This window comes from Carboxylicivirga sp. (assembly GCF_982718395.1).
On the sequence record NZ_CEXQWX010000092.1, the window covers coordinates 1 to 24,338 of the forward strand.

General features: G+C 38.5%; 22 protein-coding genes. 20 read left to right on the forward strand and 2 right to left on the reverse strand.

Features of this window, described 5'->3' with window-relative positions; all coding sequences use genetic code 11:
* From AC4MRQ_RS16040 to AC4MRQ_RS16135, 20 genes are all read left to right on the forward strand, one after another.
* Positions 1-333 (forward strand): hypothetical protein (locus AC4MRQ_RS16040; RefSeq protein ID WP_491198711.1); only part of this gene is annotated, 333 nt, incomplete at its 5' end.
* Positions 334-530: 197 nt separating this feature from the next.
* On the forward strand, positions 531-1,358 hold the full coding sequence (locus tag AC4MRQ_RS16045) for an alpha/beta fold hydrolase (RefSeq protein WP_491198712.1): 828 nt from the start codon (positions 531-533) through the stop codon (positions 1,356-1,358).
* A 58-nt stretch (positions 1,359-1,416) separates the two neighbouring features.
* The gene (locus AC4MRQ_RS16050; protein WP_491198713.1) at positions 1,417-1,959 is read left to right on the forward strand and encodes a GNAT family N-acetyltransferase; all 543 of its coding nucleotides are present in this window, start codon (positions 1,417-1,419) and stop codon (positions 1,957-1,959) included.
* 113 nt (positions 1,960-2,072) lie between these two features.
* Complete coding sequence (locus tag AC4MRQ_RS16055) at positions 2,073-4,772, forward strand: DEAD/DEAH box helicase (protein ID WP_491198714.1); 2,700 nt, start codon at positions 2,073-2,075, stop codon at positions 4,770-4,772.
* A 58-nt stretch (positions 4,773-4,830) separates the two neighbouring features.
* The gene (locus tag AC4MRQ_RS16060) at positions 4,831-5,190 is read left to right on the forward strand and encodes a nuclear transport factor 2 family protein (protein WP_491198715.1); all 360 of its coding nucleotides are present in this window, start codon (positions 4,831-4,833) and stop codon (positions 5,188-5,190) included.
* A 14-nt stretch (positions 5,191-5,204) separates the two neighbouring features.
* Complete coding sequence (locus AC4MRQ_RS16065; RefSeq protein WP_491198716.1) at positions 5,205-6,029, forward strand: helix-turn-helix domain-containing protein; 825 nt, start codon at positions 5,205-5,207, stop codon at positions 6,027-6,029.
* 92 nt (positions 6,030-6,121) lie between these two features.
* Positions 6,122-6,661: a carboxymuconolactone decarboxylase family protein gene (locus AC4MRQ_RS16070; protein WP_491198717.1), complete on the forward strand. Its 540-nt coding sequence runs from the start codon at positions 6,122-6,124 to the stop codon at positions 6,659-6,661.
* Between the two features lie 172 nt (positions 6,662-6,833).
* Entirely contained in the window at positions 6,834-7,148 is a 315-nt protein-coding gene (gene trxA / locus AC4MRQ_RS16075; protein WP_491198718.1) for a thioredoxin, read from the forward strand.
* A gap of 321 nt (positions 7,149-7,469) precedes the next feature.
* A complete protein-coding gene (locus AC4MRQ_RS16080; RefSeq protein ID WP_491198719.1) occupies positions 7,470-9,071 on the forward strand; it encodes a carboxyl transferase domain-containing protein in 1,602 nt (533 codons plus the stop codon).
* Complete coding sequence (locus tag AC4MRQ_RS16085) at positions 9,052-9,855, forward strand: enoyl-CoA hydratase/isomerase family protein (protein ID WP_491198720.1); 804 nt, start codon at positions 9,052-9,054, stop codon at positions 9,853-9,855. The genes AC4MRQ_RS16080 and AC4MRQ_RS16085 overlap by 20 nt, the downstream gene beginning before the upstream one ends.
* Before the next feature lie 10 nt (positions 9,856-9,865).
* Positions 9,866-11,803 (forward strand): acetyl/propionyl/methylcrotonyl-CoA carboxylase subunit alpha, encoded by a 1,938-nt coding sequence (locus AC4MRQ_RS16090; RefSeq protein ID WP_491198721.1) that lies wholly within the window; start codon positions 9,866-9,868, stop codon positions 11,801-11,803.
* A gap of 36 nt (positions 11,804-11,839) precedes the next feature.
* Entirely contained in the window at positions 11,840-12,988 is a 1,149-nt protein-coding gene (locus AC4MRQ_RS16095; RefSeq protein ID WP_491198722.1) for an acyl-CoA dehydrogenase family protein, read from the forward strand.
* Positions 12,989-13,029: 41 nt separating this feature from the next.
* Positions 13,030-14,031, forward strand: a complete 1,002-nt coding sequence (locus AC4MRQ_RS16100; protein WP_491198723.1) for a beta/alpha barrel domain-containing protein — start codon at positions 13,030-13,032, stop codon at positions 14,029-14,031.
* A 1-nt stretch (position 14,032) separates the two neighbouring features.
* Positions 14,033-15,337, forward strand: coding sequence for a hydroxymethylglutaryl-CoA reductase (locus tag AC4MRQ_RS16105; protein ID WP_491198724.1), 1,305 nt, complete (start codon positions 14,033-14,035; stop codon positions 15,335-15,337).
* Positions 15,338-16,261, forward strand: coding sequence for a GYDIA family GHMP kinase (locus AC4MRQ_RS16110; RefSeq protein WP_491198725.1), 924 nt, complete (start codon positions 15,338-15,340; stop codon positions 16,259-16,261).
* Between the two features lies 1 nt (position 16,262).
* Entirely contained in the window at positions 16,263-17,300 is a 1,038-nt protein-coding gene (gene mvaD, locus AC4MRQ_RS16115) for a diphosphomevalonate decarboxylase (RefSeq protein WP_491198726.1), read from the forward strand.
* 12 nt (positions 17,301-17,312) lie between these two features.
* Positions 17,313-18,284: a mevalonate kinase family protein gene (locus AC4MRQ_RS16120; RefSeq protein ID WP_491198727.1), complete on the forward strand. Its 972-nt coding sequence runs from the start codon at positions 17,313-17,315 to the stop codon at positions 18,282-18,284.
* Positions 18,285-18,534: 250 nt separating this feature from the next.
* The gene (locus tag AC4MRQ_RS16125) at positions 18,535-19,053 is read left to right on the forward strand and encodes a hypothetical protein (protein ID WP_491198728.1); all 519 of its coding nucleotides are present in this window, start codon (positions 18,535-18,537) and stop codon (positions 19,051-19,053) included.
* Positions 19,054-19,211: 158 nt separating this feature from the next.
* Entirely contained in the window at positions 19,212-20,246 is a 1,035-nt protein-coding gene (locus tag AC4MRQ_RS16130) for a sensor histidine kinase (RefSeq protein WP_491198729.1), read from the forward strand.
* 111 nt (positions 20,247-20,357) lie between these two features.
* A complete protein-coding gene (locus AC4MRQ_RS16135; RefSeq protein WP_491198730.1) occupies positions 20,358-21,098 on the forward strand; it encodes a LytR/AlgR family response regulator transcription factor in 741 nt (246 codons plus the stop codon).
* A 56-nt stretch (positions 21,099-21,154) separates the two neighbouring features.
* Here the strand turns inward: AC4MRQ_RS16135 and AC4MRQ_RS16140 are convergent, their stop codons facing one another.
* Entirely contained in the window at positions 21,155-22,276 is a 1,122-nt protein-coding gene (locus AC4MRQ_RS16140; RefSeq protein ID WP_491198731.1) for a nucleotidyltransferase domain-containing protein, read from the reverse strand.
* A gap of 326 nt (positions 22,277-22,602) precedes the next feature.
* Positions 22,603-24,057, reverse strand: coding sequence for a carbon starvation CstA family protein (locus tag AC4MRQ_RS16145; RefSeq protein ID WP_491198732.1), 1,455 nt, complete (start codon positions 24,055-24,057; stop codon positions 22,603-22,605).
* Between the last annotated feature and the right edge of the window lie 281 nt (positions 24,058-24,338).

The window sequence follows — 24,338 nt, forward strand, 5'->3', positions numbered from 1 at the left end:
AATACAATATTAGCGAAAGTGGTGATAGACTCAAAAATAACACAGACAAAACAGCTCAAAATCGGATACAGCGATAAAATTCGGGTTTGTCTGAATTCGGAGGTTATGTGCACAGGAGATAATACATATAAAGCAACTGGCAGATATGAAGACAGAGGTTATGTTCTGGATAATCATACAACAATGGAATTACCTCTGCAAAAAGGAGAAAACGAGTTAATAATTGAATTATCTGAGGATAAATTTGGATGGGGATTTATAGCGCAAATCGATAATCTGAAAGAAATTAAAATAAAAAAACCGAATACAGAATACTGGAAATTTATAAAATAATCTCTATAAGATAAGTACTTGAAAATGAAAATTTATCCATCACCTGATTCAATTTGGAAGGTATAGAGATGGATTAAAGGAATATGCAATTCGATATAAGTCTTATAAGATATAAGATCAGGATACTAACCGAATCGAAAATGGACATAAAAGGGATAACTCCACATACAGCTATTGGAAATATCAATTTAAGTATCATGAGAAAGCTTATAACTCTTACCCTGATGACAATTATCTCAGTCCAAATTATCGGACAACTCCCTAAAAAGACTGAAGTAGCAAAGGTAAATGGAATTGAGATGTACTATGAGGTATATGGTGAAGGAGAACAGTTGATACTACTTCATGGTTGGACGCAGTCTTCAATGTTTTGGACTGAATATATACCGACATATGCCCAACATTTTACTGTTTACGCCGTTGACCTCCGTGGCCATGGCAGAACCTCTCCTCTCACACCTGACTTTACGATAGAAAAGTCAGCCAAAGATATTTTAGCTCTCTTGGATCATTTAAAACTTAAAAAAACGAAAGCCATCGGGTTAAGTTATGGAGGGTTGACTCTATTGGAGTTGGCTGGTTTAAATCCTGAGAGAATCGAATCAATGATCCTTATTGGTACTTCTCAAAAATTTAAGGGAGGAGAAAATAGCGATACCAACAATTCATTTTCCTATGAAAATCTGCCACCTTCATTTATTGAAGAACTAAAAGAGATACATTACCATGGTGAAGACCAAATCAAAGCATTATTCGATCAGAATCTTAATTATCAAATTAACCTGAGCAATCAGGAAGTACAGGCAATTCATTCCAGATCTTTAATCGTCCATGGTGATCGTGATGAAATAATCGACATTGATCAGGCGCTTGAATTATATAAAAACCTACACAATGCTGAATTATGGATTGTACCGAATACCGGACATATTGCAATAACAGGCATCAACTTTGAAAACTTCTTAAAAACCAGCGTTCAATTCCTTACAAGGGAAATAACTACAAAAACAGATGCAGATAAATAAAGGTGTTACTTATATATTTACTATTCGCACAACTTCAGCTAATTACAAATAAAAACCTATGGAATTAAAATCTGAAAGATTGATTTTCAAAGAAATTGATATTACGGATGTAGAAAACATTTATCAGCTACATTCTTCTCCTGAGGTTGATGAATTTGGAACACTCGGAATCCCCCAAAACATTGAAGAAACAAAGAAAAGAGTCAATTCAATGATTTCAGCTCAGAGTAATGAAATCAGAAAATCATACAATTGGAAGATAATAAGGAAAGATACTAATTGCTTTATTGGATTGGCAGGGATATCACTGTCGCTGGATAAATTCAAATTAGGTGAAATTTATTACGAACTGCATCCTGATTTTTGGGGAAATGGATATGGAACTGAAATTTCAAAAGAATTGATAAAAACAGGGTTTAGTAAGTTTCATCTTCATAAAGTCGAAGCAGGAGTTGCCACTGAAAATACCAAATCCATTCGCATATTGGAGAAGTGCGGGATGAACAAGGAAGGATTACGCAGAAAGATACTCCCCATTCGTGGTGAGTGGAAAGACAATTATCACTATGCAATTGTTGAAGATGATCCAAGAGAGTATTAACAATAGCAAATGATTCATTACATTCGTTTAGACATTACAGACTATGTTTCGTGCATTGGAAATATCGTTATGCACAGGATCAGCATGAATAAAATATAATAAACATCAAATAGGTGAAATACAGAGCCAGAAATTTTTACAATTACTACAAAGAGTGTTACAAACTTGATTACAAAGAATTTGAAGTTGACAATATACTCTCCCCAAAGCACACGTATAAGTGGTTTGTTTCCAAAACCGAAGAATTACTAAGTGGAAAGCTTCCCATTATTCCTTACTTCAACAAGAAAATCGACGAACTTGAAAAGGAAATTGAACTATACCGGCTTGAGAAAAAACTGTTTTATGGATGCTTCTTTCTTTTAGGGAAAAAAGAAAACTCATTCTCCAAAGACAAACGCATCTGTGCACCTTTTCTCCTGTTTCCGGCTGAAATACAAACACGTGAAGATGAGAAATTCCTTAAAATTGACCGGGAAGGTTTAATCATCAACCGATCTGTATTGACAAAACTGGAAATCAATAACAATGGACTTAGTAAAGACGGTTTTATTGCTGAAGTGACAGAACTGCTTCGTAGCGAAAATAATGAACTGATTCGCCTCAAAAGCATTTTCGACAAATACTTCTCCAATGTCAATACAGAAGAGCTGCTTTTATTCCCATCAGTATGGCCTGTCAGCAAAACAAGGAAAAACCTCTCCGAAACAGATTACGATGAAGATGAGTTTAAAATTATTCCAGCCGCAGGAACTGTATTCGTCGAAAAATCAGAATCATCGCTAAAAATAATCAATGACTTATCGGAGCTTGCCCAAAGAGATGAGTTTAATACAAGTATTGAAAAATTGATTAATGAAGAAAGCTCTGAAACAGAATCAGGAACAAGTTATTATAAATCAAGGCTAAATAGCGGTCAGTTTAATGCCCTCAAAAATGCATACAGATTTACTAACTCAGTTATTATTGGACCACCAGGAACCGGTAAAACTTATACAATAACGTCCATCGTATCCGATGCAGTAATCAACAAGGAATCGGTACTCGTGGTTTCAAAAACAAAGCAAGCCGTTGAAGTGCTACGCACAATGTTACAGGATGACTTTAACCTGAAAGATTACCTGATTCATACCACAGGCTATAACTACAAGCTAAGTCTGAAATCTAAAATCAGACGGTATTTGAGCGGCATAGCAGCAAAGCAAAACTTTTCATATAATGAAAGCCTTATTAATAATCTGTTTACCAAATTGGAAGACCTGGAAGCACAGTTTGAGCAATTTGTTGAACGAGAGCTTGAATTATCAGACCTTGAGTTTGCCGATGATCTGAGTCTGATAAACAAATGGAGACGCTTTTATCTTAAAATCCGATCATTCAACGGCGAACAACTATGGACCCTTTTCTACGAAATAAATAATGTATTTAGACGCCTTGAACTGGAAATAAGCCTATTTAGTAAACGGAAAATCCAGAGTAATATCAAAAGCAACTTCAGAATATTCAGAAAAGATATTTCGTTGTTCTTTGATGCTTTAGATGCTTCAAGTTTTTCAGAGTATAAAAGGCTGTTGGCAGAAGTTAAGCAGAAAAATATCCTCAAAGTCTTTCCCATTTGGCTGGCTAACTTATCAGAGCTTAATTCTGTTCTCCCTCTGCAAAAAGACCTGTTCGATCTTGTAATAATCGATGAAGCCACCCAATGTGACATAGCCTCTGCCCTTCCCGCTCTCTATCGTGCACGTAAAGCGATTGTAGTAGGTGATCCCAACCAATTGCGACATTACTCGTTTGTTTCAGGTTCACAGCAGGCTGCATTGAAAGAAAAATATCAACTTCCGGAGGATAAAATCTTTGATTATAGAAACAGAAGTATTTTAGACTTCTTTATATCTAAAGTACCCGACCAGAAACAAGTCTCCTTTCTGAGGGAGCATTTCAGGTCAACACCTTCACTTATCGAGTTTAGTAACAGGCAATTTTACGATGGTCAATTAGAAGTTTTAAAATCTACACCAAAACACACTGCAAATAACCAGCTTGACTTAATTGAAACCAACGGAAGCAGAAATGAAAAGGGTATCAATGAAGTTGAGGCTCATGCTGTAATGAAGAAACTGGACAGTATAATTCAGAAACATGCCGATGCTGCAACAAAACCCTCTATCGGTATTATTTCTCCTTTTAGCAGGCAGGTAACCTTTCTTAATAAGCTTTTAAAAGAAAAATACGATCTTGATGTACTGAAAAAATACAATTTGATTTGTGGGTCACCTTATAGTTTCCAGGGTTCCGAACGCGATATAATTCTGTTGTCATTCTCTGTATGTGATTCAACGCATCCTTCAGCTTTTATACATGTTAATAAACCTGAAGTACTTAATGTAGCCATCACTCGGGCAAAATCGTATCAGATACTTTTCAAATCAGTTTCTGATGAATCGATGAACAAGGATAGCTTATTGTACCAATACTTTAAATTCAGCAAAGAATTTGCGCATTCCAATGGAGAAAGCACTGAGCTTGATACTTTTCAGCAAGAAGTATATACTGAATTGCAAAAACACAAATATGACTCAATTCAATGTGGCTATCCGCTAGCCGGAAACATGCTCGATATTTTGGTAACTCACCGTAACAAAAACTATTTCATTGATTTGATCGGTTACCCTGGTATGTTCAAGGAGGCATTTACACTCGAACGCTACAAGACACTGGCAAGAACAGGTGTTAAAAGCTTTCCCCTGCACTATACTTTCTGGAAAAAGAACAAAGAAGAAGCAATGAAGAAGATCAAGAAGCTTATTAAATAGTCTATTGGTTTATAATAAAGAAGGCACTATACCAATATCTTACACAAAAACCATTAAAATGAAACCAAAAGAATTAATTGAAGCATGGGTAAAAGCTTTTAATGAAGGAGATGCAGAAAAACTATCAAATTTTTATCATACCGATGCCATCAATCACCAAGTAGCCAATGAACCAATTGTAGGAAAAAATGCTATACTAAAAATGTTTGAAGATGAATTTAGTCAGGCTGAAATGATTTGTATTGTCGAGAACATTTTTGAAGATAAAGATTGGGGAATATTAGAGTGGAAAGACCCACTAGGATTAAGAGGCTGTGGCTTTTTTCATATAATTGATGGTAAAATAAAATTTCAAAGAGGATACTGGGATAAGTTGTCATTCTTAAGACAGCATAAACTCCCAATACCAAAAGAATAAAAGAAAAATATCAGATGGAGTTCAGAGGAAAAAATAATGAGTTTATTCAAATAGTTGATGTTCATTCAGATAATTGTCACTTATTGAATGAGTTTAAGTCAAGTGAACTATCACTCCTATGGTTCATGTCAGATAACAACCGTATTAAAATTGATAGTGTTGAATATACCTTCGATAAAAACCAGATTATCAGCCTTACCGAATTCCATCATGTTGAACCCATTCATACCAACAACATTAAATTAATCAAATGGAATCGGGATTTCTATTGCATCATTGATCACGACAGTGAAGTAAGCTGTAAAGGCATTTTGTACTATGGTGCTTCAACCGTTCCCATAATTCGTCCAAATGACGAAGACATTGATATACTCGAAACGGTATTAAAGATGTTCCAGATTGAAATGAAGTCTAAGGACAATCTTCAATTGGAAATGCTACAAATGATGCTGAAACGACTATTAATACTATGTACGCGAATCTACAAAGCGCAGAATAATTACTCTGATACCAATGCTAATATCGATATCATACGGGAGTACAATTACCTCGTTGAGCAACACTTCAAAGAAAAACACACCGTTAATGAGTATGCAGATTTGTTAAACAAATCACCCAAAACTCTTTCTAATCTTTTCAAGAAAAACGGAGAGATAACACCTCTTAAATTCATTCAAAACCGAATTATGTTGGAAGCTCGTAGATTACTCACATACTCCAATCTGTCAGTTTCTGAAATTGCATATGATTTGGGCTTCTCCGATATCCAGGTTTTTAGTCGTTTTTTTAAAGGTCAGGAAGGTTTCTCACCACAAAAATTTAAGGAAGGGAAAAACTGATAACTAGTCAGGCAATCATGTCTAACATGCGCTGCCTGTTCGTCCATACTTTTGTACTGTTCATTAATTGTAAAACAAATAACAGTAACAAGATGGAAACGATAACAAAAATTTCAGTACCAACAAAAGAACAAGTAAACGCAGAAAGTCAGGCCATTTTTGAGCAATTAAAAAGTCAATTAGGAATGGTTCCTAACCTGTACGCGACAATTGGTTATTCGAGTAATGCTTTGTCTGGTTTTCTTGAGTTTTCGGGAAAAGTTGGTAAAGACTCTTTCTCTAACAAAGAAATTGAAGCTATTAAATTAGCCGTTTCGCAAGCCAACAACTGTATTTATTGTAAATCTGCTCATACGGCTATTGCGAAAATGAACGGATATACAGAAGAGGAAACAGTAAAACTAAGAACTGCCACAATCGAAGACAAGAAACTAAATGTTCTTACGTCATTAGCCAAACAAGTGGCAGAAAAAGCCGGACATGTGGATAACGATGTAAGAGAACGGTTCTTTGAAGCCGGATACGATGCGAAAGCACTTATTGACTTTGTTGGAGTGGTTATCGCGGTAACCTTTACCAATTACGCACATGCACTTACAAATGTTGAAGTAGACTTCCCTGTGGTTAAGTAACAATTTCTGGTAATTCTTAAGATCTGCAAGTTTTTTCCTTTCCCGCTGATGGCGCTGATTACCGCAGATTATTATTCACATAAATGAATGAGAGCATTTTCGGTGCAAATCTGCGCTATTTGCGGGATGTAAAAATCCACGTGCGAAATTGAGGTAATTAAAAAATTAAGTCATGAAAGAATTAAATTCCAAAAACGAATTGAATGAATTATTGAATGCTAACACTCCCATTTTGTTAGACTTTTATGCTGACTGGTGTGGACCTTGTCAAACTTTGCTGCCAATTGTTGAATCATTAGCAGAAGAGCACAAAGATGACTTTGTTATTGCCAAAGTTAATGTCGATAAAAACGAAGAGTTGGCTAAGGATTTTAAGGTAAGAAACATTCCGGCGTTGTTCCTTATTAAAAATCAGGAAGTAAAGGAAAAGCTTGTCGGACTGCAAACAAAGGAACACCTGAATAATATCATTCAGCAATACGCATAGAACCCATATAAAACCAAATTGAATGGATTGATGGACTTATTGATACCCATCAATCCATTTTAAAATATCAAAACTGCAATAAAATAGAATTATCTGTTTCTTAACTTTTTAATGCAATTATCTTGCACTTCTCTTATAGATTAACTCACCTATCTCCCACAATTACTCCCCATCAAAATTTCAAATCTGTAAACCTTATATAAGGTACTTAAAGCTGCTTTTGTATTAATAAAAAGAATTAATGCCACGTTCAAATTATCCGCTCCTTTGCTGAACATTTGCCTTTTGAAAAGGTTATTATTTGCGAATAGCGAATAAAAGATGTTTAAGTATCAATCAAACATAAATACAGATTCTGAGGAGTTTATCAGTAACCAAAAGTCAAACAAGACATTAGCCGATCAATATTTCGAAAAGCTAAGGCAAGTCATGTTAGGTGGTGGTGAAAAGGCTCGTCGGAAACATATTGAAAAAGGAAAGCTAACCGTTCGTCAGCGCATCGATTACCTGCTGGATAAAGATGCTTTCTTCCTTGAATTATCCGCTTTGGCTGCCAATGGTCAGTATGATGATGCATTTCCGTCAGCTAGTATTGTTACAGGTATAGGACAAGTGCATGGCCGTGATGTGATGATCATTGCCAATGATGCAACCGTTAAGGGCGGAACCTATATTGCCGAAACCATAAAAAAACATTTACGTGCACAGGAAATTGCCCTTCAAAATCAATTACCGTGTATTTACATGGTAGATAGTGGCGGTGTTTTCCTTCCCATGCAAGCCAAAGTTTTTCCAGATCGCGATGACTTTGGCCGTATCTTTTTTAACCAGTCACGCATGTCAGCCCGCGGAATTGCTCAAATTGCCATTGTGATGGGCTCATGTACAGCTGGTGGTGCCTACGTACCGGCCATGAGTGACGAAACCATAATCGTTAAAAATCAAGGAACCATTTTTTTAGCTGGTCCTCCATTGGTAAAAGCCGCTACAGGCGAAGAAGTCAGTGCTGAAGAATTAGGAGGTGGCGAAGTACATACACAAATATCAGGCGTGGCTGACCATCTGGCTGATAACGATGAACATGCCATCCATATCTGCAGGCATATTGTTGAAACACTTCCTCAAAAGGAACTGGGTAAAACAATAGAGTTTGACCAACCTGATTATCTTGTTAATGAGCTTAAAGGTATTGTTCCTGAAGTGGGTAAACCTTTTCCTGATGTACGTGAAATCATTACCCGTCTGGTTGATGGCAGCCGTTTTCATGAGTTTAAAAAAGAATATGGTGAGACATTGGTGACAATATTTGCCAAAATTGAAGGTACCACTGTGGGAATTCTGGCCAATAATGGCATCCTGTTCTCAGAATCGGCCCTTAAAGGCACACATTTTATTCAACTCTGTAACGAGCGCAATATCCCGATGATGTTTTTACAAAACATCACTGGCTTTATGGTTGGAAAAGATTATGAGCACAAAGGTATTGCCAAAGACGGAGCCAAAATGGTGAATGCATTGGCCAATTCAACAGTACCTTACTTTACCATATTAATGGGAGGTTCGTATGGTGCAGGTAATTATGCCATGGCAGGTCGGGCCTACGATCCTCGATTTTTAATGATGTGGCCCAATGCACGCATTTCAGTGATGGGAGCTAAACAGGCAGCTCAAGTATTAACCAGCATTAAACGTGATCAGGCTGCTGCACATGGCGAAGAAGTTGACGAGGAACAATTGAAATTAATAGAAGCCTCCATCCTGAAGAAATATGAAGATGAAGGCTCACCTTATTATAGTACCAGCCGGCTTTGGGATGATGGTATCATAACACCTGAATCAACCAGACAAATAGCCGGATTAATTCTGCGAATTATAAACAATACAGAACCAACCAATACAAAATATGGAGTCTTTAGAATGTAAGAATAAACATCTGATTGAGCTCAATCAATCCAATGGCATTAGTCGCATTCTTCTAAACGACCCAACAATGAAAAATGCACTGTCAAAAGGAATGATCACGTGCCTGATGGCTACGCTTAATAAAGTACAGCAGGATGACAAGCAAAAAGTAGTTGTGATCCGAGGAGCTGATAATTTTTTTTGCTCTGGTGCCGATTTAAACTGGATGAAAGAGGGACTGCACCAAAGCGACGAACAAAATAAAGAAGATGCCTCTCTATTTTACGACTTGTTCCAGCAACTAAATACCTTTCCCAAACCTGTAATTATTTGGGTTGAGAAATTTGCCATGGGTGGCGCGCTTGGGCTGCTGGCCTGTGCCGATTATGTATTAGCTGACAAAACGACTAAAATGGCTTTTACTGAAGTCAAGCTGGGATTAGTTCCGGCAACCATTGCCCCTTTTGTCATTAATAAAATTGGAATATCCAACGCACGGGCCCTGATGCTGAGCGCTAAAGTTTTTACTGCTAAAAAGGCAAAACAAATTGGCTTAATTCACGAAGTGGCAGATAATAAAAACATGACCAAACGCATTGACGAACTATGTGAGCAATTCAAAGCCAATAGTCCTGAGGCTTTGGCTTCAACAAAACATCTGGTTGAGCAGTTTAATAAAGTAAATGATGAAGCATCTATCAAAGATCTCTGTATCGAAAAAATAGCTGCTTCAAGAAATAGCGAGGAAGGACAGGAAGGCGTTCAGGCATTTTTTGACAAAAGACGCCCGAACTGGTATCAATAACGGGGGAAAGATGAAGAAAGTATTAATACCAAACAGAGGGGAGATAGCCGCCCGAATTATCAGGGCTGCTCATGAGTTGGGATTGGAAACAGTAGCAACACTGTCCGAATTAGAGAAAAACACTTTACCTGCTCAGTTAAGTGATGAAGTACATTATTTCAAAGAAGGACCGTTTGAGGATAACTACCTCAATATCCCATTGATCATTGAGCTAGCTAAAAAATACCAAGCCGATTGTATTCACCCAGGCTATGGTTTTCTGGCAGAGAATCATTTATTGGCTGAAGCCTGTAACAAGGCGAATATTCTTTTTATCGGACCATCGTCAGATAATCTGAAAATGATGGGCGACAAACAAATGGCCCGTTCAATTGCTGACAAAGCCAAAGTACAGCTCACACAATCTTGGGAGGGTTCCATTCAAAACATTCTCTCCCAAGCAGAAACCCTTCCCTACCCCGTTTTAGTAAAAGCAGCCATGGGTGGTGGTGGTAAAGGCATACAGATTTGTCACAGCAAAGACGAACTGCTTAAGCAACTTCCGGTTTTGAGTAAACAGGCACAACGATATTTTGGCGACGAACGAATTTATGTGGAACAATACATTGCCAAAGCACGACATATCGAAGTTCAGGTATTAGCCGATAAACATGGTAATACACTACATTTATATGAACGTGAATGCTCGGCTCAGCGACGGTTTCAGAAAATAATAGAGGAAGCGCCCGCACCGAATCTGTCCAATGGTGTTAAGCAACGTCTATATGCCGATGCCATCAGCTTATGTGAAGAAATTGGCTATAGCAGCGCCGGTACCATTGAGTTCCTGGTTGACGAAAATGGCCAACACTTTTTCCTGGAAATGAATACACGCATCCAGGTTGAGCACTGCATTACCGAAGAAATAACCGGTATTGATCTGGTCAAATGGCAATTTAAAATTGCACAGGGATCAGTAATCATTTTTAAGCAAACTGATTTAAGGATTAATGGTCATGCAATAGAACTACGGATTTGTGCCGAAGATCCTGCCAATAACTTTCGTCCTTCACCAGGGGTTATTCGCTCATTGGTTCTTCCTTCGACAAAGCATGTACGAATTGAAACGGGCTTTAATGAAGCACTGGAAATACATTCTCAGTTTGATCCGATGATCGCCAAACTGATTGTGCATGACACAAACAGAGAAAAAGCCATTGAAAAGGCCATTGCTGCCAACCGTCAATTTATTGCTATCGGCATTAAAACAAATGGTTTATTTATCGATCAACTGTTAAATCATTCTGAATATAAAAAGGCGGCTATCCATACACTTTTTTGCGAAGAGAACCTGCATGAACTAAGCAATTCTAAGCATAATGACCGTTTCAAGCCAGCACTTGCATATGTTGTATACCGGTTTGCCAAACTAAAAAATCATTTCTGGCGACAACTTATTCAATTTGAATTTAAAATTGATGATACAAGTTTCATCGCTGAATTAGTACAAAAAGATAAGCAGTTGGAAATCATCCTTAACAACAACGCTTTCCAAGTCAAAATACTTGCTGCTAAAGGTCATTCACTTCTGTTAAAAATTGAGAGTGTTGATTATCAATTTTATTGCTTTGAGAATGATGATCAAGTGGAAATAGTACACCAATTAAAAACGGTTGCCATTAAAGCAAAGGATTGGTTACCCGATTATCATCCAGAGACAGAGGAAAACACAAAGAATAATGGTCATCAATTCTTAGCTCCTATCCCTTCGCAGGTAATGAAAATAAATGTGAAAGATGGACAGGAAGTGAAAAAGGGCGATTTATTAATGGTTTTGGAGGCTATGAAAACCGAAAATCATATTAAAGCCTGGAAAGATGGTGTGATAGATAAGATTCATATCAATACAGGTGATCAGGTCAGACTGAACCAAACCCTTTTGGCCTATAGAACGAAAGAAAAAGCATAACAGGAGAAAATAATAAAGCATTAAGCATAAATAAACATGTCAATACTTAGTACAGAACAACACGAAGCTTTCAGACAAAAAGTGAGAGCTTTTGCCGAAAAAGAAATAAAACCAATTGCCGGCGAGCTGGATGAGAAAGAAATCTTCTCAGTGGAGCTATCACAGAAGATGGGTAAAGCAGGCCTTTATGGTATCGATCTACCAAAAGAATATGGCGGTCAGGGATTGGATACATTATCCTATATCATTGCTGTTGAAGAGCTGGCTCGGGTGGACAGCTCTCAAGCTGCAACCATGTGCGCCCATAACAGTCTTGGTCTCGCTCCTATCTATAACTTTGGAACAGAAGATCAGCGTAAAAAGTATGTGCCGCTCCTAACCTCTGGTGAGGGTTTATGGGCCTTTGGATTAACCGAAATAACGGCCGGTTCGGATGCACAGGGTGTACAAACTGTTGCTGAAGATAAAGGCGACCATTGGCTGATAAACGGTACCAAACGATACATTACCAACGGTAGCAATGAGTTGATGAAAGGAATTACTGTGTTAGCAGTAACCAGTAATGGTGACAGCAAAAAGCGTTTCTCAACCATATTGGTCGACAGAGATCAGGAAGGATTCGATACAAAACGAATGTTTGGTAAAATGATGTGGCGCGCCTCTGATACAGCAGAACTTAAATTCTCAAATATTAAAGCATCCAAAAATCAACTTCTTGGAAAGGAAGATAAAGGTTTAGGACAAATGCTGAAGACTCTGGATTCAGGTCGCTTATCCATTGCAGCAATGGGACTTGGACTGGCACAGGGCGCTTTTGAAATGGCAATGAACTATGCTAAAAAACGCGAACAGTTTGGTAAAATCATTTCACGATACCAGGTCACTTCATTTAAGTTGGCTGATATGGCCCTTAAACTGGAACTGGCGCGAAATACACTTTACAATGCCTGTGCCCTGAAAGATGCGGGTAAGCCATTTGGTAAAGAAGCTGCCATGGCAAAGTTATATTGTAGTGATATTGCCAAGGAGATTGCCGATGAGGCTGTACAAATTTTCTCTGGTCAGGGATTGCTTAAATCTTCAACGATCGAACGCTTTTATCGCGATCAGCGCATCCTGCAAATTGGTGAAGGAACTTCCGAGATTTTACGAATTGTCATCAGTAAGCATTTGGGATTGGGATAAGTTCAGCTTATTTTTACCATCATTAAACAAAATTGCTACCAATGGAAGACAGGAAACGCGATCATATCGACTTAGCTTTTAGTTCGAGACTGGAAGGTAAACATGTTGACAACCGTTTCGATTATGAGCCTTTGTTTGGAACACATTCAAAAATTCAAAAGGAATATTTGTTTGCGGGACGAAAGATGCGTTTACCTCTATGGGTGTCGAGCATGACCGGTGGCACCCAACGCGCAGGTAAAATCAACAAAAATCTGGCGCAGGCTTGTGCCGAATTTGGCTTGGGAATGGGCTTGGGTTCCTGTCGTATATTATTGGATTCGCCGGAGCATTTCAGTGACTTTAATGTGCGTCCTATTATGGGCGATGATGCTCCACTGTTTGCCAATATTGGCATATGCCAGTTGGAAACAATGCTCGATAAAGGAAATACAGATCAATTAGGCGAACTGGTAGAAAAACTTTCTGCTGATGGCCTGATTGTTCATATCAATCCTTTACAAGAAGCTTTTCAGCCGGAAGGCGATCAGCTTAAAAGACCGGCTATTGAATTACTACAGGCATTTATCGAGCAAACCAATCTAAAGCTGATCGTTAAAGAAGTTGGACAGGGCTTTGGTAAAACAAGTCTTCGTCAGCTTTTGCAAATGCCCATTGAAGCCATTGAATTTGCAGCCATGGGCGGTACCAACTTTTCGCTGGTTGAGCTAAATCGATCTAATGCAGTAGCTGCCGAGGTGTTCAATCCTTTTATCCATGTGGGACACACAGCTGAGGAGATGACCAATATGATCAATCAAATAGTAAGTGAAACACCGGCCAATAATATCCAGGTTAAGCAATTGATTATTTCCGGTGGTATTTCCAGCCTGCTAGATGGTTACTACCTGACATCTATTTCGAACCTGCCGGCATTTTACGGGATGGGTTCAGCATTTTTGCGACATGCCATGGGTGACTATGACAAACTACGCACTTTTGTTGAAAAGATTGATCAGGGTTGGCAACTGGCCAATAATTTCTTAAGAGTAAAACAACCTTAATATGCAATCATTGATTAAAGGTTTTTCGAAACTTAGCCGTGAGGAAAAAGTTCAGGTGCTGATTGAGCAACAACACTTAGTTCCTGAGCTTTCCGACAGGTTCAAACAGTTTCTTCATCCTGACAAGCAATATTTATTTGACGATATTTCAGAGAACATCATCTCTAATTTCTATTTACCCTTTAGCCTTGCTCCTAATTTTCTTGTCAATGATGAACTTTACATTGTACCAATGGTCATTGAGGAAAGCTCTGTAGTTGCTGCAGCGTCAAAAGCAGCGGGATTCTGGGCTAAAAACGGTGGATTCCAAACCCGCGTTATTAATACCATTAAAAACGGGCAAATCCATTTTAAATGGACAGGTGATATTGCTGAGTTACAAAAGTACAAAGATGAGCTGTTTCAACTAATCCTTAAGGTAACTGAGTCAATTACCAATAAAATGCGCCAACGAGGTGGAGGCATTGTAGATATGCAGCTGAAGTCAATTCCTAACATGGCCAATACGCACCAGGCATTGATCCAGTTTAAGACAGCTGATTCAATGGGAGCCAATTTCATTAATACATGTCTGGAGACCATTGCCCCTCAATTGGTAAGTTTTATTAATGAGCATCATGAGTTAAGAGCTGAAGTACCGGCCTCGGTCATTATGTCCATTTTAAGTAATTACACACCAGAGTGCCTGGTTGAATGTAAAATTTCGGCTGGTATTGAGCAATTACAACCGTATGCTGGTCGCTATTCAGCACATGAATTTGCACAACGCTTTAAAACAGCGGTAGATATTGCAATCAATGATCCTTACAGGGCAGTAACACACAATAAAGGCATTTTTAACGGTATTGATGCGGTGGTGCTTGCTACAGGTAATGATTTCAGAGCCATTGAGGCAGGTGCGCAGGCGTATGCTTCAAGGAATGGAACCTATGCTTCGTTAACACAAATGGACTTAAGTGAAAAGCAGTTTGAATATACCTTAGAAGTTCCGTTGGCAATGGGAACTGTTGGCGGATTAACCCAAACACATCCGCTGGCAAAAGCAGCAATGGAAATACTTCAGCAACCATCGGCTGAGCAACTGATGCAGATTGCTGCAGCGGCCGGAATGGCCAATAATTTTGGTGCTGTTGCATCACTGGTGACAACCGGAATCCAAAAAGGTCATATGAAACTACACCTCAGCAACGTACTAAATGCATTAAATGCGACCCAAAACGAAAAAACGGCAGCTACCAAACATTTTAAAGATAGTGTGGTTAGTTACTCAATGGTTGAATCTTTTTTACAAGAACTCAGAAACTAAATGCAAGAAGAAGCAATCGAATCATACTATGCGCATGGCAAATTGCTTTTATCAGGTGAGTACCTGGTATTGACAGGCGCCAGGGCATTAGCTTTGCCATTAAAATACGGCCAGAAATTAACCCTAGAAGAAAATCACTCATCTTTTTTGAGCTGGACTGCCAGAACACCACAAGGACATTGGTTTCAGGCAGATTATGATGAGGCATTGAATATTAAGAGTTGTGATAATTATCAGCTGGCCGAAAAACTGGCATCCATTCTGAAGATATGCAATGCCTATAGACCGGATATCAGGGATTTATTCCAGAATAAACAGGTAACAACAGAGCTTGAGTTTGATAAAGATTGGGGCTGGGGAAGCAGTTCTTCACTGATTTCTTTATTATCGCAATGGCTGGGTGTTCATCCCTATCATTTATTACAGGATACCTTTGGTGGTTCTGGTTATGACATTGCCTGTGCTACTGCCTCATCCCCTATTACTTATCAACTGGTTGACGGAATACCTAAGGTTGAAACTGTTGAATTTCATCCTGCTTTTTCTGAACACATTTATTTTGTCTACTCTGGAAAGAAACAAAACAGCTCAAACGAAATTGCACGATTTGAAAAGCATTTGGTTAGTCAGGAAAACTTACAGATAATCAACCATATCACTGATCAAATGATTACTTGTAATGACTTGCATCTGTTTGGTCCGTTAATGGAACAACATGAAAAGATCATTGGAGATATTGTTCATCTTAATCCAATTAAGAATGAACATTTTAACGATTTCAAAGGTTACATTAAAACATTGGGAGCCTGGGGTGGTGACTTTATGATGGTGGTGACAGATGAAGCAGAAGGATATGTCAGGGAGTATTTTAACTCAAAACAGCTTACTACCATCTTTAAATATAACGAAGTAAAAATAAAGTAATATGGCAGTATCGAATCTCACAAAAACAGTTAAAGCTACAGCCAGCGCACCATCCAACATCGCCATTGTTAAATATTGGGGCAAAAAAAACATTCAGGAACCAGTTAATCCTAGCATTAGTTTCACGCTTTCAAAGTCAATAACCAATACTTCTGTCAGTTACCAGCCTGGTGATAAAATGCTCAGTATCGATTTTTTATTTGAAGGAAAGAGTAAAACCTCTTTCTTACCTAAGCTTCAACAATTAACCGATCGTATAAAAGAATTTCTGCCGTTTTTAAATACAGGACACCTTAGTATCGAAAGTTCCAATACTTTCCCGCACTCAAGCGGTATAGCATCTTCAGCCAGCTCAATGGCTTCTATTGTTAAAGCATTGTGTGAGATTCAAAACCAGCTCAATCCTGAATGGACTAACCAGGATCATCAACGAATAATTTCAGAGATGGCACGACTGGGATCAGGCAGTGCCTGCCGTTCTACCATGCCAGGCTGGGTTCTTTGGGGTAATACTGATATTTATAACGGCTCTTCGGATCAATATGGAACCTCCATCAATATGGATGTACATAATGATTTTATGAACCTACAGGATTCCATATTAGTGATTCGCAAAGGTACTAAAGCTGTAAGCAGTACAGTCGGTCACCAACTAATGGATCAGCACCCTTACCGCCTTGGTCGTATTGAACAGGCTAATCGGCATATTAATTTATTGTTGGAGGCATTAAAGCAAGGTGATTTCGGCACCTTTGCAAAAGTATGCGAAGAAGAAGCGCTGAGCCTCCATGGTCTAATGATGAGTTCATCGCCAGCTTACACTTTGATGGCTCCAGAGTCACTGCGGGCTATTAAACGCATTATCAAATTCAGAGAACATCACCATGTTCCTTTAACTTATACACTGGATGCAGGACCGAATATTCACCTGATATACCCGAAATCGCAAAATAAAATTATTATCCCTTTCATCGAAGAACACCTTAAACCTTTGTGTGATAACGAGGAAGTGATTTACGATGAAATTTCAATTAATTAACAAGGAGTAGAGATGCCGACACAGGACAAGAAAGATATCTATTATTCGAAAGTTATGCTATTTGGAGAGTATAGCATCATTTTAGGATCGATGGGATTAACCATCCCTTACTCCCATTTTAACGGGCAATTGCGATTTATCAACAACGATAGCTATACCAACCTTAATTTTGCAAAGGATTCTAACCGGCAGCTAACTGAACTTTTCGATTATATTCAGGACCTGAAAAACAAAGGAGAACTTCTGGCAAATATTGAGATCAACCGTTTATCAGATGACCTTTCGAAAGGTCTTTTCTTTGAGTCATCCATACCCGAAGGATATGGCCTTGGCAGCAGTGGTGCACTTGTGGCATCTTTATACAATGAGTATGCCTCCAATAGAATTGAGTCCAGAATGGGTATTAGTGACGATGAGTTGTTTGAATTAAAGAAAGCCTTTGCGCAGATAGAATCTTTCTATCACGGCACAAGTTCAGGCATCGACCCGTTAATCTGTTATTTGAAACACCCAATTGTTTTGGAAAATGCACATCATATCTCATCAGTAGGCATACCGAGGCGTGATGTTTTAAATGAAGATGCCATTTTCCTGGTGGATGCTGAAACAACAGGCAGGACAGCTCCACTGGTGAAACGATTTATGGATAAAGCACAAAATAAAGCTTTTAAGAATAAGATTGATAATGAATTAATACCGATCACCAACAAGTGCATCCGATCATTACTGAATGGGCAACTGGACGAGATGTTCAATTACCTAATGCAATTATCTATTTTTCAATTGACTAATCTTAAAGAGATGATTCCTGAAAACATTCAATCATTCTGGCAGGAAGGTCTCTCCAACAAGCTATACACCATGAAACTTTGTGGCTCTGGTGGTGGTGGTTTCTTTTTAGGTTTTACACGTAATTTTTCTGCTACCAAGGACTACTTTGCCAATTGTGGTAAAGAAATAATACCGGTGTATCAGGAGGTGTAAAAACCATAAGTCTATATCAATCATATCATTTCGGTAAACGTTTCAGTGATTAATAGGATTCGTCTAGCCGTTCATATTAAATCAGGCTGATTTAGCAATAGCTCATATCCGTATGTTAATTCAGCTGCTTTATTCTCATTTTGAGTAAGTCAATCCTTAAGTCTGTCCGAAAAGTCTATTAGTCAAACCAATAGTGATCTTTCTTTGCCTTTGAAAATCAAACACAAGTAAATTTTTAAAGACTTAGAACATGAAAAAAGCTATTTTAAGTATTGCTTTGGTAACTGGATTACTATTCTCGATCAACGAAGTACAGGCTCAAGGACGAAACGAAATTGGTCTTTCTGTCGGTACAATGGTAAACACAGCTGTTAATTACAGAATTGGCGGTGAGAAATTCTACGGAATTGCCCAAGTTGGATTCAACTACAGCGAAATGGATGCAGCTATTTTAGGTCTTGGCGCTGGTTATTCATTTCACAAGGAGAAATTAAACATCAATTTAGAAGCTCTTTTCTCAGGATATCTATATGATAATTTCAACGAAGAAATGGCAGATAAAGCATTTAACCTGAACCTGAACTTTGAATGGCCTCTAAACGATAGGTTTTCTTTTCAGGCAGGCCCAAGTATCGGACTAATCGAGAATCATAGTGGTATGGGTTTCGGTTCCAAAGGATTTATTGATCCGCTGACAACAATGAAAATTGGTGGCACTGAGGCAGGTCTTTTTGCAGGAGTTAATTTAGGAGTTACTTATAAATTTTAAACACTCACTCTTCTTAGATTCCTAAATGAAGAAGCGTTATTCTTTTTATAATGTCACTCCAGGCTTGATAAAAGATGATGCGCTTCTTCCTCTTGCAATTGGTATTATAAATGATAATCATTATTTATTTGTACTTTGCCTGATAATAAAACTTCGATATGAAGCGAGTAAAAAGTAAAAGCAAAAGACTTAAAGAAGAGCTAAATATATTTGTTCTGGTCCTTCTTTTTATTTTTGTCCTGGTCGGAATCAAACACATTCTCAGTGATTCGGATGAAGCGATGCATTTACTCCCTTTTCTTCGCGATTTTCTAATGGGAATCGGAATATTGTACCCGATATTTCGGATTAACATGATCATTATCCGAAGCCTTGATTCCATTGGTTTTCTTTCAGATCGGTTTTTAATACGTATCATCCGTAATATCTTTCTCGCCTGTGGCATGACTTTAATTACCGTGCTGATTGAGGTGTTTTTTAAACTGGTCGTCTTCGGATACATCTCTGACGACTTTCAGCTTAATGAACTGATTGAAGCCTTTATAGTTAACCTTACCTGTATTCTTGTTATTGAATATTACTTACTGAACATCAAGAACAAAGCAGATCAACTTGAACTTGAAAAGGAGAAGAACACTCTATTGCAACACCAGCTCAACTTGATGAAAGAGCAGGTGAATCCCCATTTTTTATTCAACACCCTGAATGTACTTTCATCCTTGATATACATTGATCAGGATAAGGCCAATAAATACACTAAAGAACTATCAAAACTGTACAGGTATATTTTAGGTTTTAGCAAAGAATTAAAGGTACCATTGCAAAAAGAACTGGATTTTCTACACTCCTACTTTTACATCCTTAAACTGCGTTTTAATGAGAGTTTGCAGATCCACTGGTTATTGAAAAAACAGAATAATAAAGCTCAGATCGTCCCCCTCAGTCTTCAGATACTGGTTGAAAATGCCATTAAGCACAACGCATTTCACAGCTCCAACCCCTTACATATAAGTATTGAAGAGGATGAGGGTGGCATTCTGGTCAGTAACAACCGGAATCAACTGAAAGGGAACAATAGTACTAAACATGGCTTATCGTACCTGAAAATACTTTACCGGCAATACAACCTGGAAATAAAGATAAACGAAGAGACGGATACCTTTAAAGTATACATTCCATATATCAGACAATAAATACAGAAATAATAAAACGAACATGTAAATTTGATTATCCTAATTGACACAAAGGGGGATGATCATATTTATTTGAGAGTTCCAAATGACCTTTGAAATAGATTTAATCATATGAGATTGATTATTATAGAAGATGAACTGTTTGCCTTTAAAGAGCTGGAACGCATGCTTATACAGTTGATACCCGATATGCAGATATTGGCTCATTTCGATTCTGTAGAGGCCGCTGTAAATGGTATGCACAAATACAAGGCAGATCTTATTTTTCTGGATATTTCGCTACCTGACGGCACCAGCTTTGATGTTTTGAATCAATGCCAGATTGATACTCCGGTTATCTTCACCACAGCCTATGATGAATTTGCTATTAAGGCCTTCAAATACAACAGCATCGATTATTTATTGAAACCTATTGATGCCAATGACCTTGACAAAGCCATTCAGAAATATCAAAGTCAGAAGCAAAATCAAAACCTGAGTCTGGATGTTTTGGGTAAATTATTCCCGAATAAAAGTGGGAAAAAGAGGTTTATGGTACGATTGGGTGATCAGTATTCACACATAGACATTGACGACATCGCCTACTTTTATAGTGAAGATAAAATCAGCTTCATCCGTAATTTTAATAACAATAACTTCATTTGTGACTATAGCCTCTCGGAAATTGAAGATTTAGTGGATGACCACTTCCATCGCGTGAGTCGCAACATGATCTGCTCCATTGACTCCATCGCCTCATCACACAAATATTATAATTCCCGACTGCGGCTGAAGTTGAATCCACCATATGAAAAGGATATCTTAATCAGTCGGGTTAAGGTGAAGGAGTTTCTGGACTGGCTGGATAAATAAGCTAAATCACTAACATGTAAATGTCATGTACAGTAATACATCTCTTTAATGTGGTTCTAAAACCTAAAGAAACTAACAGTCTTCTGCTTAATCATCCCCAATGTTCGCCAGGTTAACAAGCCCAATCTTTGCATATTGGATAAGAAGCTATTGCCTGGTTTAAACACCATTTTTTTGAGAAACGATAATTTATTAACAAATCCTTTTGTGTTTTTCAATCGTTCAATGGCAATCTCATAACCATAATCGGTACTGCTTTCTCCCTGGTTGTTGGCAAAATAGATCGCTCGCTTTTCAATGGATCGGATGTTTTTTGTATAAATATTGCGGTCGATAAACGGAAATTGATAATTAAAAACCTTTTCCGCTGCATAAAGCATGGCCAATACAGGCTCTACACAATTCTGAGCATTGAGCTGCTGCATAAAACTACCTTTGCATTGGGTAAACTCTTCCGATCGACTATAGACAATAAAATCGTATAACCAGCTTAATCTCAGCCCGCCTCTCTTCACGGTATAGTATAGGTGCAGACAAAAATAAATCAGATTAAGGTGAGGATGGATGGACACTGTATCTCTCTGCTGCACCAGATTATTCCAGATATCTTTATAATCGATATTATAATTGGAATCATCAGGGAACAACCCTCTGTGCAGTTCAATATAAACACCTTTGTAAGTCAATCCCGGCAAATGGTGATCCGTTGTTGTATCATCTGGTTGATAGTCCGGCTCTGAACTTGTTGCCCCAAGCTTAAGCAGGTAATTATACGCCTTGTCAGCATCATTGCGCGTTAGAAGTACATCAATATCACTCATGGCCCTCAGTGTCGGGTCTTTGTACACATATTGTGACAGGTAAATCCCTTTTAACGGAATATACCTCATCTTTTTCGTCTCCAGAATCTCCTTAAGCTCCTTCCAGACATTGCTGATATTGGTATTTCTTACAAGATTTGTGAAATAAGCCCTTTTAAGCTCCGACTGCAAAGTATCAGGACATTCAATCTTAGAATCGTTGAGCTGTTGAAATAGAGCAGCACCAAGTCCGTTTTTGACAGCCACATCAATAATTACATTGACATCCATTGCTTTATTAAACTCAGGACTTCTCTGGCTTAAAACATCAATAATCCACTTTTTCTCAATGCTTTTGATCGGTTGCTTAGCGCTCATCAAATATCAGGGTTAAGTAATAAGACATGTTTAATGATGTTTTTCAGCCTGGTCTGGAATCTGATTGCGAACCTCTTTACCAGTTTCAAGTCAAGCTTAAAGCTTTGGGTTAAAGTATAAATCCCCCTCTCCCTACGGGTATCTCCCCAAGGGGAGAATTGGAAGTGAGTCCGCTGAAATATCTTCCCCTTTGGGGAAGTGCCTGAAAGGCGATGGGGGAAACTAAATACCTGAAATAGTGTACTTGACTTGACACTAGTGCCTGGTGCACTGTGCACAATGCACTGAGCACCATAATCGCTTATTCTTTGAGTTGGTTCCATCATTTAAGCTGCCTGTACTTTCAAACCTACTTGTTTTGCCCGCCATACAAATAAAGCCATTGCCATTATGCTCGTCAATGCACCAATCGAAATTCCCATATCAATTTCCAGAGCTAGTCCGCCATTCTTATGTGGAGCAACCAACAAGTAAGAAACACAAACGACGGTCATGAACATGGCTGGTAATGACAGCAGCCAATGCATTTTCTGTTGCTTTGCCAGATACATGGCTCCAGTCCATAAAACGACAACCGCCAATACCTGGTTAGACAATCCCAGAAATTTCCAGATTGTAGTGAACTCAAGCTGAGATAATACAAATCCAACTGCGAAAAGTGGAATACTGATCAATAAGCGTTTCTTAATGGTTGACTGATCAAACTTAAAAACATCGGCGATGGTTAAACGGGCACTTCGGAAAGCCGTATCCCCTGTGGTAATCGGACAAGCAATAACACCAATAATGGCAAACATTGCTCCTACTTTACCCAACCAGGTCACGCTGATCTCGTTGACAACCCAGGCCGGGTTATGTCCATCCATTTGCATCGTGCCATTTAATCCTTCCACACCACCAAAGAAGGTCATGGCAGCAGTGGCCCAGATAATGGCAACAATTCCTTCAGCAATCATAGCCCCATAAAACACATAACGGCCATAGCTCTCTTTTTTAATAGTTCGCGCCATCATGGGCGCCTGAGTGCTATGAAAACCACTTAATGCCCCGCATGAAATGACGATAAACATCATTGGAAACAGGATATTCTCTGTTGGATGGTGATGCCAGTTGGCAAAGCTTGCCGTTGACAGTTCAGGCATGGTAACCGTACCGGTCAATCCACTCCAAAGCATGGCGCCGGCAATAGCTAAAGCCATAATGATTAATGCTGCTCCAAATAGCGGATAAATCCGGCCGATAATTTTATTGATAGGCAGTAAGGTCGCAATCAGGTAATAAGCAAAGATGACATATAACCAGATAGTTAATCCTCCCTTGGTTAAGTTAGCTAATAATCCGGCAGGCCCCGACACAAAAGCGACACCCACAAAAATGAGCAATAACAAGGTGAAAACGCGCAGAAAATTCTGAAAGCCTTTACCCAGATATTTACCTACGATCTCCGGGATACTAGCTCCTCCATGACGGATGGATAACATACCCGAGAAATAGTCGTGCGTGGCTCCCATAAAGATACATCCCAAAACAATCCATAAATAGGCCATCGGGCCATACATAGCACCCAGAATGGCACCGAATATCGGTCCTAATCCGGCAATATTTAAAAACTGTATGGTAAATACTTTCCAGGTTGGCATAGGAGAAAAATCCACTCCGTCAGCCTTTTTTAAAGCAGGCGTAGGTCTGGAGTCGTCCGCCCCGAAAAATCGTTCGATAAACTTACCGTACACAACAAAACCCAGTACCAAAGCAATAATAGCTCCAATAAACGTCAACATAGCATTGGTTTCAATTCATTTATAATAACAAAACTAGTGCTTTCACCAACTAACGCAAGGCTTATACCAATAATCCTGTCAAATTAATGCTAATCTAATTATTAATAGTTAATTAGATTTTTAGGCAGTAGGCAGTAGTTTAATTGCTATCCTTCTAACAACCATTATTTTACAAAATAAACAGATTATATTAGAACTATGAAATAGTTCAACCTGAATAACCACAGGTGTAACCTGTGGTATATGAACAATATACATTATGAACCCTGAATGGGTTCAAC